The organism is Laspinema sp. D2d, assembly GCF_025370755.1.
Lineage (GTDB): Bacteria > Cyanobacteriota > Cyanobacteriia > Cyanobacteriales > Laspinemataceae > Laspinema.
On record NZ_JAMXFC010000029.1, the window covers coordinates 1 to 13,565 of the forward strand.

At 49.0% G+C, this 13,565-nt stretch carries 11 protein-coding genes and 1 pseudogene; 7 read left to right on the plus strand and 5 right to left on the minus strand.

Translation table 11 applies throughout. From position 1 onward, the window contains the following. Positions 1-76: 76 nt before the first annotated feature. Positions 77-811, minus strand: a pseudogene (locus NG796_RS18280) (transposase); the annotation flags it as partial. 17 nt (positions 812-828) lie between these two features. Here NG796_RS18280 and NG796_RS18285 point away from each other — a divergent pair. Next, entirely contained in the window at positions 829-1,008 is a 180-nt protein-coding gene (locus tag NG796_RS18285; RefSeq protein ID WP_261208321.1) for a restriction endonuclease, read from the plus strand. Positions 1,009-1,142: 134 nt separating this feature from the next. Here the strand turns inward: NG796_RS18285 and NG796_RS18290 are convergent, their stop codons facing one another. The 4 genes from NG796_RS18290 to pgl form a co-directional block, all read right to left on the minus strand. Next, positions 1,143-2,048, minus strand: coding sequence for a PRC-barrel domain-containing protein (locus tag NG796_RS18290; protein WP_261208322.1), 906 nt, complete (start codon positions 2,046-2,048; stop codon positions 1,143-1,145). Between the two features lie 291 nt (positions 2,049-2,339). Next, positions 2,340-2,801, minus strand: coding sequence for an FHA domain-containing protein (locus tag NG796_RS18295; RefSeq protein ID WP_261208323.1), 462 nt, complete (start codon positions 2,799-2,801; stop codon positions 2,340-2,342). Between the two features lie 503 nt (positions 2,802-3,304). Continuing rightward, positions 3,305-4,108 carry an FHA domain-containing protein gene (locus NG796_RS18300; protein WP_261208324.1) on the minus strand — a complete coding sequence of 268 codons (804 nt, stop codon included), beginning with the start codon at positions 4,106-4,108 and terminating at the stop codon, positions 3,305-3,307. 166 nt (positions 4,109-4,274) lie between these two features. Next, positions 4,275-4,997: a 6-phosphogluconolactonase gene (pgl, locus tag NG796_RS18305; RefSeq protein WP_261208325.1), complete on the minus strand. Its 723-nt coding sequence runs from the start codon at positions 4,995-4,997 to the stop codon at positions 4,275-4,277. A gap of 320 nt (positions 4,998-5,317) precedes the next feature. Here pgl and NG796_RS26490 point away from each other — a divergent pair, with 320 nt between their 5' ends. The 6 genes from NG796_RS26490 (at position 5,318) to ftsY (ending at position 13,123) form a co-directional block, all read left to right on the plus strand. Continuing rightward, the gene (locus tag NG796_RS26490) at positions 5,318-6,649 is read left to right on the plus strand and encodes a TIGR04283 family arsenosugar biosynthesis glycosyltransferase (RefSeq protein WP_317619325.1); all 1,332 of its coding nucleotides are present in this window, start codon (positions 5,318-5,320) and stop codon (positions 6,647-6,649) included. A gap of 509 nt (positions 6,650-7,158) precedes the next feature. Beyond that, the gene (locus NG796_RS18320; RefSeq protein ID WP_261208327.1) at positions 7,159-7,977 is read left to right on the plus strand and encodes an HpsJ family protein; all 819 of its coding nucleotides are present in this window, start codon (positions 7,159-7,161) and stop codon (positions 7,975-7,977) included. A gap of 310 nt (positions 7,978-8,287) precedes the next feature. Next, a complete protein-coding gene (locus NG796_RS18325) occupies positions 8,288-9,160 on the plus strand; it encodes a glycosyltransferase family 2 protein (RefSeq protein ID WP_261208387.1) in 873 nt (290 codons plus the stop codon). A 784-nt stretch (positions 9,161-9,944) separates the two neighbouring features. Next, the gene (locus tag NG796_RS18330) at positions 9,945-10,679 is read left to right on the plus strand and encodes a DUF502 domain-containing protein (RefSeq protein ID WP_261208328.1); all 735 of its coding nucleotides are present in this window, start codon (positions 9,945-9,947) and stop codon (positions 10,677-10,679) included. A 26-nt stretch (positions 10,680-10,705) separates the two neighbouring features. Further along, on the plus strand, positions 10,706-11,335 hold the full coding sequence (gene nusB / locus NG796_RS18335) for a transcription antitermination factor NusB (protein ID WP_261208329.1): 630 nt from the start codon (positions 10,706-10,708) through the stop codon (positions 11,333-11,335). Between the two features lie 132 nt (positions 11,336-11,467). Continuing rightward, entirely contained in the window at positions 11,468-13,123 is a 1,656-nt protein-coding gene (gene ftsY, locus NG796_RS18340; protein WP_261208330.1) for a signal recognition particle-docking protein FtsY, read from the plus strand. The last annotated feature ends 442 nt before the right edge of the window (positions 13,124-13,565 follow it).

A 13,565-nucleotide genomic window follows, 5' to 3' on the forward strand; every position in this document is an offset into this window, starting at 1 on the left:
GCCAAGGGGAGCCTAGATGCAAGTCGGGCTCCCCTCTTTATTGCTTTCGTGTCACTGGCTTAGTCTAAACTCCAGTGTTTAACAGTTCTAGGCTGGCCCCCTGAGCGATTAAATTGTCAATATGCGCCAAGTTTCGTTTGATATATTGCAGTTGTTTTTCAACAGTTTCTCTCCTTTATTTTCCCGAGGTCTTCCTATTTTTAGAAAATTTTAAATAATCTTTTCAAGCTTTTTTTCTGTAAGTTCTTGGTTTTTTGTCTAGGTTATCCTTCAAGGATTTATATAAGAGGTCTATGATGCTTTCGGTAGTTTTTCTTGCTTGATTTAACAGGTCCATATCCGTGGGGTATTTGATATCCGCAGGGGCAACCGTTGCATCCATTAATAGCCGTCCTCTATTTCCTTTGGGTTTTTCGGCTTCTTCTAACTTTTTTGTGCTGGGGTCCTCCGGATTGAATCCTAGACTTTTTTGGACAATTCGGCGATTAATTTTTTGAAGCAGAGCCGGACTAATTCTTTGCCGAAAATGAACCATCATTGACGGGTCAAAGGGCGCTTCATTCTGATAACTATTTCGTCCAATAAAGTACTGCAAATAAGGATTTTCTTGGATTCGTTCAACTGTTTCTCGGTCGCTGACACCCAATTTTTCTTTGATGATTAAAGCGGCCAGTGCCATCCTAAAAGATTTGGCTGGTGCCCCCATTTCTTCAGAAAAATTTTGGGCATATTCTGACTCAAATTCGGACCAAGGAATTAGCTTGGACAGAACAATCCACCGATTTTCTTCATCCAGCTGGCCCTCATCGGGCTAATAAAGGGGTATTCATGACTTTATCGAGCTTTACCCCTAATGCTAAAGAGTATGTAGGGCAAATTGCTCAAAAAGTTATTTTAATAGATGGGGATGAACTTGCACAATTAATGATAGAACATAACGTCGGTGTTAGCCCCATTGTCAGTTATGAAATTAAAAAGGTAGATTCGGATTATTTTATAGAAGAGTAGCCGATCGCCCTCCTATCTCCCTACAATCCCTACACCGAATATCCCCCAGTAAAATAGGGAGGTAACGAGCTAATTTTCCCTATTTTACCGGCGAATGGAATCACGGCTATAGCCCTGAAAAAAATCTAATTGGACTAATTTTCAGATTTTTCCGCTTGAGGTGGTGCTTCGGAAATGACCTCATATTCAATGACACCTTCAGGTTCCAGGACCACTTCAGATTCCACCAAGATCGGAGTCGAAGGCGATTCTCCTCTCATTTCGGCAACGCGATCGCGGGTTTGACTTGCAACTTCAGTGGCTTTTTCTCGCGCTTGTTCGGCAAAAGACATCGTGCCTTCTCGCGCTTGTTCAGCAAAAGACATTGTACCTTCTCGCGCTTGTCCTGCCACTTCTTGCACTTTACTTTTCGCTTGTTCTGAGATATTTTGCGCTCCCTTCATTAATCCGCGCAAATCACCCATTGTTTTAGTATAATCATCTTTCAGCAATTCGCCGACTTTATGTAGTTTTTGATTCATGCCATCGGTATAGGGTTGAGGGTCTTGGATGGCTGTATCAATCACCAGAATTCGCTTACTGCCGATACTAGAAATATCGTCCGGAGAGAGCAAATAAGTCCCTTCTACTGCACCGCGCCAACCGCTCGATTTATAAAGATAACCAACAACAGCCCCGGTCTGAGTAGCAATGATATAATCGCGCAATTCCCCCGCTGTGTTTCCGCTATCAGTCAAAACTTCATGACCCATAATCGGATGACTAATTTCCGGGGATTTTTCTGGTTCTTCTGCCTCAGCATTAATGTTGACTAAAATACTATCGGCCCCAATACTATAAATTTGCTCCCAAGTAAAAGAATGTTTTTTAACTCCCAATCCCAGAACGCCGCCTGATTTGGAGGAAAAACCCACAACATGATGGGATTTTGCATTGAGCCAAAGTTCATCAATTCGGCCTACTTCTTCAGCCGTGCTGCGATCGATGACGCGACGATTAATCAACTGAGAATACTGAATCACCTGTTGTTCGATTGCCATGTTAAAACTCCTATGGATTATAAACTCATCCCTTGTACGGATGATGGACATGAGACCCCTGAGTGCCACCGGCTAAAAGCTATGATGCCTTGCCGACAAACCATTCGTTTCCCATAGTCTACTAGAGGGAGCAAGGTACAGGAGTGATGAGAGTTACCTGGGGGGGTAATCGGGCGCTGAGGGAGTAACATAGCCCGATGCGATCGCTCCCTTTAATGGCTAGTTCCCTCTAGTCTGTCTGATACTTTATGAACCGATACTAACAAAATCGTCGAGGAATCAGCCGCTTGCTCAGGATGGATAACCCTTTTTTGCCACTTCGGGTTCCAAAGAAGTTTGGGGAAGGGGAATGGGTAGGGTGACATCCTCAGCTGTCACCGTATCCGTATCAGGGTCGGGCAGACGCATTTCAGACTCCAATTTTTGAAAGTCCGATGAGATTTTGGACTGATATTTTGACAGATGAATTTGAATTTGCGGACCCGAACGCGCCAAAGAAAAAATTACCCCATCTTCTGCGGTCACTTGAGTAATGGGAGACCCCTTCAAATAAGTCCCATTCGTGCCGAGATTAATAATTTTCCACTGGAGGCCAGCCCGTCGCAACTCTACATGATGTCGAGAGACCACGGCACTATAGAGGACAACATTGTTATCCGTCGCACGCCCAATCCGAATGACAGATTCGTTTTCAAATTTCCAACTCTGAATCGGTGTGGACTTAATCGGATGCAATAAAGTTAATGTAATCACAGGAGCATCCCTATTCAGTAGATCTACCTTTGATAACAAAGGTTTAAGGTACAGCAGCAACAGGGTACTTAAATTTTCCAGGTTAAAAAAAGGACCGATTTAAAGATAGCCCTGTCACCCTGCCTTGTTTCAATTCTCATGATCTTCTTGGTCAAGAAGACCCAGGGTTTAGTCTAAACTGGAATAGAAATCCAGGGTTGATAGGTCCGGCTAACAAAACCCCCGCCAAACTTAGAACAAGTTGGCGGTGAGTCTGTCAACTGGGGAAAAAGGTGGTCAATTCCTAGTCCAGGGGTACAGCAAAGGTTAGAAACCCGGTTTGGTCACATAATCGCTAGTCTGGATAGCAATCTTAAATGATTTGTAACCCAGCCTGTGAGTTACCAGTGAAGCACCGACAACACGCGGATTAAATGCACAATAGCAACTCAGAAAAGGTAAATACCCGGTTTGTTGTCCCCCGGAGTTAATTAGGAGCTAATCCAGTACCGATTCCCTAGATCCTACGACAGTTGGAAAATAAAGGTGACCATATCCCCCTTACCCAAAGCAATGCGATCGCCCGCACGCAAAAGCTGCCGATTTCCTTTCGGTAACGGCAGATTATTGACGTAGGTCCCATTAGAACTCCCCACATCCTCCAGAAAGAAATTAGTTCCCTCTACACGGATATCCGCATGAATACGAGAGACTACCTCAGAATGGGGAAATCCCGACACATCCACATCGGGGGGAACCATATCATTGGGTTTGCCAATATGAACAACCGAAAGGGTGGCAGGTAATTCCACCGGGGTATTCGTTTGAACATGAAACAGCCGTGCCTGTGGCATCGCCTGAAGTTGGGTTGCCGAACTGGTGACAACTGGAGTGGCAACCGGACTCGGTGCTGGAGTGGGGTCGGGAGTAGCAACCGGAGTCGGTAACGGCATAGGGTCCGGAGACGGTAACGGAGTCGGTGCGACAGCCGGAGGACTCGCTGCTTCCGCTTCCGAGGTCGAAAATCCGGCTAGGGGGTCTGGAGAGACCAGAGGTTCCGGGGGGTCCAGGTCAGGGAGCGGCCCCGTAGAGGAACCCGAGGCAGCAGAAACCACCGTCGGCACAGCTTCTGGGAATTCTACAGAGGAGCTTGCCTCCGCAGTATTGACCTGGAGATTATAGCCACACTGACCACAGAAGGCGGCATCAGTTTGGACCGTTGCGCCACAGGAAGGACAGTTCATCGTGGCCGGTAAAGGAGTCAAACAAGCCTCACATTGAATGGCTCCATCAGGATTTTGGTGGTTGCAATTCGGGCAAACTATCATCTTCGTTAAGTTCTCGCTTCGATACGATCGGAGAAAAGACGGGTTGAAACTGCTGCTATTGCGGCGGTTCAATCGCTTCAGGAGAGAAGAGCAATGAGCGGTTAATCACAAAAGTCCATCGGACCTCTGACCTGATTAGGCCGCCGTGCCTTATGGAATAGACCGTTTAGACGGCTAACTCCCGTCCTGCCGGTTCATCTAATAGCCACCATAACTCGCCTAAAGGCTGAATCAGCCGCGCCGGGTAGGTCAGAGGGTCAGCTTCGGCGGCGAAAATTTCTCCGAGGGCCTGTTGTTTAGAGGCACCAGCCACCAAAAAAAAGACATTGTGGGCGTGGTTAATTAGGGGAACGGTAAAGGTGATGCGGGGCTGTCCGTCTTTATTGCCTACGGTGACGAGGCGATCGCGCACTTGTAAGGCTTCGGTATGGGGAAATAGGGAGGCCGTATGAGCGTCATCGCCGATTCCCAGCAAAATGATATCAAAATTGGGGAACTCTCCCGGAGAAATGGTAAAGAATTGTTGCAAATGGGCCTCATGGCGCTGGGCATCCATCACGGGATCGTTTCCTTGGGTGGGAATCGGGTGAATGTTAGCCTGGGGAAAGCTAACGCGATCGAGCCATGCTTGACGTGCCATGAGCTGATTGCTCTCGGGATCCGTTGGGGAGACATAGCGTTCGTCCCCCCAAAAAATATGAATTTTGTCCCAGGGAAGGTTCAGAGTCGCGAGGGATTCATACAAGGGTTTGGGGGTGCTGCCACCCGCCAAAGCGATGGTACAGCGATCGCCTCGTTGAATCGCTTCATCAATTTTGGCCCGCACCAGTTCCAGCGATCGTTCAACTAGGGCAGTTTTATCGGCTAAGACTTCGACGTGATGATTCATCCCGTTGGATTAAAATGAGGGTTTTCCACCCTATTTTAGGCAATCTGGTCAAGAGGGGATGGGGAAGGTAGGAGAGATGGGGGAGGTAGGGTAGATGGGGAAGGTAAGAGAGATGGGGAGGATGGGGAGGATGGGGGAGATGGAAGTTTGTAATAACGACTGAAGTCCTTTCCGCCCCTACCTTCCCCATCTACCCTACCTTCCCCATCTACCCTACCTCCCCCATCTACCCTACCTCCCCCATCCCCCCTACCTTCCCCATCTCCCCCATCTACCCTACCTCCCCCATCCCCCCTACCTTCCCCATCTCCCCCATCTCCATGCTTTCTCACCCCAATCCCGATCGCCTGATTATTTTTACCCGCCTTCCCTATCCTGGAATGACTAAAACCAGGCTGATTCCGGCATTGGGTCCAACTGGGGCGGCGCTGTTGCATCGGCAATTGGGGGAACATACCCTTGCTACTGTTCGAGAGGGCTTGCAGCAAAAGATACTAAAACCGATCGCAGTAGAAGTGCAATTTACTGGGGGAACGCTCGAACAGATGCAAGGGTGGTTGGGGGAAGAGTGGGAATATAGACCCCAATCTGAGGGAGATTTGGGCGATCGCCTCAAACTTGCGGCTCAGGAGGCATTTGCGGCGGGATGCTCGCGGGTGGTAATCATCGGCACCGATTGCCCGGATTTGGATGCCGGGATCCTCCTGCAAGCTTTTGAATCCCTGAATTCTCATGACTTGGTGTTAGGACCCGCAATGGATGGGGGATATTACCTGATTGGACTGTCTCGGTTCGTTCCGGAACTCTTTGATGGGATAGCTTGGGGAACTGGGGAAGTTTTGGCTCAAACCCTGGCTGTAGCAAGTTCTAAGTCTCTGACTGTAGCGCAGTTACCGAAATTTAGGGATATTGATCGCCCGGAAGATTTAGCGGGATTAGAGTCCCGGTTTTCCCTGACACCCAAACAAGGGAGCCTCTCAATTATCCTGCCGGTTTTGAATGAAGAGGCACGGATTGGGTCTACCTTAGCGGCAGTTTGTGGTATCTCGGAGGTTGAAATTATTGTCGTGGATGGCGGTTCGAGCGATTGCACCCGAGAGATTGCCGAATCATATGGGGTAACCGTTGTCCGTAGCGAACCAGGTAGAGCAAGACAAATGAATCTGGGGGCTGCTCAGGCAACGGGGGAAATTCTACTGTTTTTACATGGGGATACTCGTTTGGGGCCGGGATTTGAGACGGAACTCCGGCGCATTTTGGAGGAACCGGAGGTGGTGGGGGGAGCCTTTGAATTGAAGATTGAGGGGCCAGAACCCTTCCTGCGAGTGATTGAATGGGGAGTGAAGTGGCGATCGCGCCTGGGGCAGATGCCTTATGGGGATCAGGGAATTTTTGTTCGTGCTGCCACCTTTTGGGAACTGGGGGGATTTGCCCAGATGGGGATCATGGAGGATTTTGAGTTTGTGAGCCGCTTGAGAAGACGCGGACCCCTAGCGATCGCCCCGACCCCCGCCTTCACCAGTGCTAGACGATGGCAGAAATTGGGCATTTTCCGAACCACTGGGATCAATCAACTGATGATTCTGGGATACTATTTGGGGATTTCACCGACCCGTTTAGCGCATTGGTATCGCACCACCGCAGTAAAATAGGGGAGGATCAGGTTGAGTCAGTGGTTTGTCCGGGGTTAACTCCCCCAATCATTCCATCTTCCTATCCCGACATGGTTCTATCGAACCTCAATGTCTTAGGGTGACTTTTACACCCTGCCAAAAACTACAATAAATTTTGGGTAAAGTTTACCCAATTGTAGTTAAAATTTCTGGGATTTAAGTTTAAACTTAAATCGGAGGATTCAATTAATCACCCTTTAACGGTGTGCCATCCAATGAAACTCATTTGATGAATCGCAAAACCTGGCCTATTAATAGTATCCTTGGGCAATCAGGATTGAGCGATTAATAAGCAGTTTAAGGGTTAAGACTGAATCGCTCTAGGGATTCGACTGGTTTCCGGGAAACCCTGAACCCGAGGCCCCTTCTCTTCCACCCCGGAATTCAATCAATTTCCTTGGGGTAAAAACACCTCGTCAAACGAGTGAAATGGAAGAGAAAAACTTCCCCGATTTGGGGAAATATAGCGGAAAATTTATAGGAGAATCATGAATCAAGAATCCGTAGCTTCAATGTCGTTAAAAGTAATCGGGGTGATTTTAATTGTATCATCACTGGTAGATTATGTACTCTTAGCCTTTCCCTTTCAGCCCGGATCAAGAGAATGGCAAATTGCTTATGCAACTCAAATTGTAGAACGGGGAATCATTCCCTTAGTAGGGATAGCTTTTTTAGTCACCGGGTCTTGGATGGATCGGGCTGAGGGGGGAGGTGCTCCTAAACGCAACCCATTTCAAGATTTGAGATTTTGGGCCTTTGTATTGTCTACAATTCTGGGGGTAGTATTTTTAGCGGTATTTCCCCTGCATTTGAATAACGTGCGCTTGCAACGTTCTGAAGCATTGCAGCAGATTCGAGAACAGGCCAGCCAAACTGAAGGGCAAATCGTCAGTCAACTTGAAAACGAAAATGTAGAGACAGAAATTCAGCAACGCCGGAGTGCAATTGGGGGACAAATCCGGGAATTACTCTCGAATCCAGACCGACTGAATGAAGCGCTACAAAGTCCGGACGTGCCGGAACAAGAGAAGGAATTACTGAGCCAATTCCAGCAGAATCCCCAAGCCTTGGATCAGTTCCTCAACCAACAATTCAGCACGGAGAATCTTCGGACTCAACAACTAACCCAGATTCGGTCTCGTCAGCAAGAACTGGAAAGTCAGACCAAAACTCGCTTTACTAAATTAGCCGTGCAAACCGGGATTAGCAGTTTGTTGTTGTCCGTGGCTTATAGCATTATTGGCTGGACAGGTTTAAAAAGTATGGGGGGTGTCGGGGGAGGACGACGTAAATCGATGGGTCGTTAGAATAAGAAATGGGCGATCGCATTCACGCATCACTCAGGGATATCCAGTCAAGTCGGGAAGTCAGCTTGCGCTCAATTCTAGTCAAGTCTAAGTCTTTAATAATTTGGCGAGGTTGCCCTCGTTTCCATCATCTCAGTTGAGTTACGATGAGGGCGAAATGGGTGCGTCAGGGCGCTCACCCAGTGCAACCCGGATGCCATTTAGGGTGGTGTGGTTTAACTAATGGGTCGATACCGGCGTCGCAAACAAGTTTTGAGTGCCGATCGCCACAACTATTCACAATTCAGCCGATTATTGGCAATTGCCCCCCATGTTCTCGATTTATATCCTGACCCATAACGAACAAATTGATATTGCTGCTTGCATCGAGTCCGCCATGCTGAGTGATGAGATTATCGTGGTGGACTCGATGTCAAGCGATCGCACCGTGGAGATTGCCCGTCAGTATCCGGTACAGGTGGTCCAGCATCCCTTTGAAAGTCACGGCAAACAACGGACTTGGATGCTGCAAGAACTGCCCACCCAGCATGAATGGGTTTATATCCTGGAAGCGGATGAACGCATGACTCCCGAACTCTTTCAGGAATGTCTTGATGCGATCGCCAACCCCGACGAGATCATCGGTTACTATGTCGCCGAGCGCGTCATGTTTATGAACCAATGGATTCGGTACAGCACCCAATACCCCCGCTATCAACTGCGCCTATTCCGCAAGGATAAGGTATGGTTCACGGATTACGGACATACGGAACGGGAAGTCTGTGATGGTCCCACCGGATTTCTCAAAGAAACCTATCCCCACTACACCAGTAGCAAAGGATTGAGTCGGTGGTTAGACAAACACAACCGCTACTCCACCGATGAAGCGCAAGAAACCCTACGTCAACTGCAAAAAGGAGAAGTCTCCTGGAATAACCTATTCTTTGGGCGATCGGAAGTGGAAAAACGCAGAGCACTCAAAGATCTCTCCTTGCGTCTGCCCTTTCGTCCTCTGTTGCGCTTTATTTATATGTACTTTATGCTCGGGGGCATCCTCGATGGACGCGCCGGATTTGCTTGGTGTACCTTACAGGCATTCTATGAATATCTAATCTTGCTCAAAGTGTGGGAACTCCAAAATATGCCCGCCCCTCAGTTAGACCCGCAACCCAGTAGCAATCCCTCTACATCTAGTCCCTCTTAATTCTTTGGGGATCCGCACCGCATTCAGTCCGTAGCGCGATCGACCGATCAACCCCTAGAGGCCGAGTTGATTTGAGAATCAATCCGCTATCTGGGGGTTTGTCGTTGGGTTTTCTGGACTGACAAGTACCGGACTCCGTTTCCAGTCAGCCACACAATTTTTTCAATAGACTTCTTGCAAAATTCTTTGAAAGCCCCCAGTAACTAAACATTTATTCCGCTGGCTTCCCCCGATAAATAAACATTTATTCCTCTAGCTTCCCCCTTAAGAAGGGGGACGGGAGGGGGATCTAAGGGGGACAGGAGGGGGATAATCAGGGGGGTTAGGGGGATCAATCCGGATTTTTGCAAGAGGTCTAATCCAGGTCCAGGACATTTGGCAATAATTCTTTACAATTTACGACAGAAGCGCCTGAGTTGAACTTGACACTTTCTTTGCTCAGGGCGCAGGGTATAGTATCAGAAGATACTCCATGCTTTTTCCGTTTCTGTAGAGAAACCGAGACCGATTCAGCCTTGGCTCCCTGAAACTGACTCAGGGGCGAAACAGCCTGTAAGAGTGCTAACCGAAAAAATCCGGGTTTTGTGGCGACTCATTCTCTGTGCCATCCCTCGCCGTTGCTGACTCTGCCAGGGGATTTTGGGGATTTTCGGGAAAGGATAAGGATAGGTGGCTGGACTCAGACGGTTTTTTGGAGACCGAAAATGATACCGTTTGTTGATAATCAAGCCGTTACAAGTAGCGATCGCGTAATGTTTCCGAACACAAGGAGAGTGGGTGAGCTGTGATCCAACGCCTTAAACAAGACTTAAAAAATGACCTGATTGCGGGACTGCTGGTGATCATTCCCCTAGCAACCACGATCTGGCTGACGATTACGATCGCTCGATGGGTGATCGATTTCTTGACCAGTATTCCCAAGCAGCTTAATCCCTTCGATAACCTTCACCCGATTTTAGTCAACCTGATTAACTTAGGCGTCGGGTTGGCGGTTCCCCTCCTGAGTATTTTGCTGATTGGGTTGATGGCACGCAACATCGCCGGACGATGGTTGCTGGACTTAGGGGAACGCGTGCTGCAAGCGATTCCCCTAGCGGGCTCGGTTTATAAAACCCTTAAGCAAATTTTAGAAACTGTCCTCAAAGATTCTAATGGGAAATTTCGACGGGTGATTTTAGTCGAGTATCCGCGCAAAGGAATTTGGGCGATCGCCTTCGTGACTGGGGGTGTCGCTACGGAAATCCAATCCCAACTATCCGGGGGAATGGTCAGTGTTTTTATTCCCACCACACCGAACCCAACCAGTGGGTGGTATGCTGTCGTTTCTGAAGAAGAAGTTGTCAATTTGTCCATGTCCGTGGAAGATGCCTTTAAAATCATCGTCTCGGGTGGGATTGTTAGCCCGCCTATGACTGGACCCTTGCCCCTGCCTCCATCGAGCGATCGCAAGCTACAGGAACTCCGAACAGAGGTCAAACGGCAGACCCTCGTTTCTGAAGAAGAAAAAGAATATATCTAAACCCACCCAAGTTAACTCCTCGCCTTATGAAAGCTCAAAGAGTCGCTCGTGAACTCGCCCTGCTGAGTATGAGTCAGCTCAGTTCCAACCTGGAAAAACTTAGCGCTCAACAACTCTCCGATCTAGTCCTCGCTGCGGTTCGCGCCCTCACCAATGAAGTCCACGATATCCTAGAAACCGCTGCTGCCGAACTCAAACGCAGCAACGATCGCCTGTTAGGGAGCGAAATTCAAGCTACCACGGTGCAAAGTTCTCGCACAATGGTTTACGAAGCCGTAGAACTCACCCAAACCGCCATTAACCGCGTGGCAATGGCAATGGAATTGCCAGAGTTTCTGCAACTGACCAACCAAAAAGAAGTTAAGGCGTACACCCTAGAAACCCTAACGCTCGTTAACGCCCATCGCGAAGAAATTGACGCTATCCTCCAACAGGCGATCGTCAATTGGCAACTCAATCGGATTGCTCGTATCGATCGCGATATCCTGCGAATTGCGGTAGCTGAAATGCGCTATCTCGGACTCCAGGAACGCATCGCCATCAATGAAGCAGTTGAATTAGCCAAACGCTATAGCGGTGAAGATGGCTATCGCTTTGTCAATGGCGTCTTGCGTCGGGTCACCGAACAGTTTCATGAAACGGTGTCCCAAGAATAATCTATTCCCCGGTGCTTCAAAACCGGACTGTGCCTATTCTGGACTCGGGAGTAAAACCCGAACCCTTGGGCTTCAAAAATCTCTCCCCGACCCTCTAAAATAGTCGGCAAAGCTCTCTTGCTGGTAAGTGCTATGGTGTTTAATTGGTTCCGCCGTCAGTTCAACGAAAAAGAACAAAAACAAGAACAAGAACAGGCAATAAACCCGACTGCAAAGCAGCCGGAATCTGATGCTGAGGAAACGACCCCAGAAGTTGCCGAAGATTACCTGAACTGGGCTAAAGCTGCTTATCAAAATATTCAAAAGCAACAGGTTTCTTCTTTGGAAGAACCTGTTGCTGAGGAAGAATTGGAAGCTGAGGGAGAACCGGGAGAACTGGAGGCTGAGGGAGAACTGGGAGAACTGGAGGCTGAGGGAGAACTGGGAGAACTGGAGGCTGAGGGAGAACTGGAAGAGCCGGAAGCTGAGGGAGAACTGGAAGAGCCGGAAGCTGAGGGAGACACGGAAGCTGAGGGAGAAACGGAACCCGAGGCAGTTCCAGAGGAGGTTATAGAACCAGCAACGGCTCTTGCTATCGAAACCTCAGAAGCAACGGAAATCTCAGAAGCAGAGGCTCCAGCACCGGCTCCGGTATCATTCCTGGCACGAGCAGAGGCGGAACGACAGGCGAGAATGCAGCGGTTAGAGGAAACGGCTGTGGAGGCCCCGATAGAGGAGGACTTCAGACGGACCTCGACCCCGGGACAAGGGGAGATTGAAGGGACAGAAATTCCCGGACTGGCGTTTGATGAGGGCTTTTTGTGGTCAGCGGAAGTGCTGGCGGCACAAGGACGCCGTGCCGATGAGGTTTCCATTGAAGAAATTACCTGGTTGCAGAAGTTACGCCAGGGGTTGGATAGAACCCGCCGGAGTTTAATTAACCAACTGCGGGCGATCGTGGGACAGGGGCCGCTGAATAAAGCAGCGGTGATGGAAATTGAAACGGCCCTGTTGCAGGCAGATGTCGGGGTGGAGGCGACGGAATTGATTATTGAGGCCCTCCAGCAGAAGTTAAAAGAAGAGGCACTTCCCCCAGCAGAGGCGATCGCCTACCTGAAAAAAATCCTCCGGGAAATGCTCGATCGCCCCTTTCAGGAAAAATACAATGCCAACTTTGTCCCGGAGAAAGAAACCCTGAATATTTGGGTGATTGCTGGGGTCAATGGGGCGGGTAAAACCACCACCATCGGTAAAATTGCCCACCTCTCCAAACAATCGGGTTATAAAACCCTGATTGCCGCAGCCGATACCTTCCGCGCCGCTGCCGTCGAGCAAGTCAAGGTGTGGGGAAGCCGCGCCGATGTGGAAGTGATTGCTAACCCGGTGAAAAATTCCGACCCCGCAGCGGTGGTCTTTGATGGGATTTCAGCCGCCCAAGCCCGGGGCACAGAACTGCTATTGGTGGATACTGCCGGACGTCTCCAGAATAAAAAGAATCTGATGGACGAATTGGCAAAAATCCGTAGAATCGTGGATAGAAAAGCACCCGATGCAGTGGTAGAATCACTGCTGGTTTTGGATGCAACTCTGGGACAAAACGGCCTCCGTCAAGCTCAAGTGTTTTCGGAAGCGATTAATTTGAGTGGAGTCATCTTGACAAAATTGGATGGAACTGCTAAAGGTGGCATAGCCTTGGCGATCGTGCAGCAGATGGGATTACCCATCCGCTTTATCGGAGCCGGGGAAGGAATCGAAGACCTGCGCCCCTTTTCCAGCTACGAATTTGTCGAAGCGTTGATTGGTGGCTAGTATCCAGAGCGAGAATAGAGACATTAAACCTTCAGACTCAACGGGCTGAAGTCATCGGACTGAGGGTTTGAACGCAGTCTGTCCCGGCAGGTCATTCGCCCGCCGGGTAGAGTCTGGTTTTGAGGAATGGGTGATAACCAGTTGCACAAATTAGCGATCGCTAATTTGAAGGAATCGAGTTGGGAAAACCCCCCCATCAGTGGATTGGCAGCGCATATAAATAGCGCTATCATGAATCCACTTTAAGGCGAGATTTGTAGAAATCTGGATTGATGCTTCGTGCAGTCAGCTTAGGGCTGAGGAATCATCTCACTGAAGCCGCCTGCTTGAGAGAAAATCAGTCCATCCCCGCGATCCGCATCGGAGATCGATCGTGTGAGTTTTTTCCAACCCACTCAAGATACTGGGGAGACTGCCCCAGATGCCAACCCCTCGAATTTCG

Coding starts and splice junctions, on each gene's coding strand:
- nusB (WP_261208329.1), top strand. CDS start 10,706: ATGAAAGCTCAAAGAGTCGCTCGTGAACTCGCCCTGCTGAGTATGAGT.
- NG796_RS18325 (WP_261208387.1), top strand. CDS start 8,288: ATGTTCTCGATTTATATCCTGACCCATAACGAACAAATTGATATTGCT.
- NG796_RS18285 (WP_261208321.1), top strand. CDS start 829: ATGACTTTATCGAGCTTTACCCCTAATGCTAAAGAGTATGTAGGGCAA.
- NG796_RS18300 (WP_261208324.1), bottom strand. CDS start 4,108: ATGATAGTTTGCCCGAATTGCAACCACCAAAATCCTGATGGAGCCATT.
- pgl (WP_261208325.1), bottom strand. CDS start 4,997: ATGAATCATCACGTCGAAGTCTTAGCCGATAAAACTGCCCTAGTTGAA.
- NG796_RS18320 (WP_261208327.1), top strand. CDS start 7,159: ATGAATCAAGAATCCGTAGCTTCAATGTCGTTAAAAGTAATCGGGGTG.
- NG796_RS26490 (WP_317619325.1), top strand. CDS start 5,318: ATGCTTTCTCACCCCAATCCCGATCGCCTGATTATTTTTACCCGCCTT.
- ftsY (WP_261208330.1), top strand. CDS start 11,468: ATGGTGTTTAATTGGTTCCGCCGTCAGTTCAACGAAAAAGAACAAAAA.
- NG796_RS18290 (WP_261208322.1), bottom strand. CDS start 2,048: ATGGCAATCGAACAACAGGTGATTCAGTATTCTCAGTTGATTAATCGT.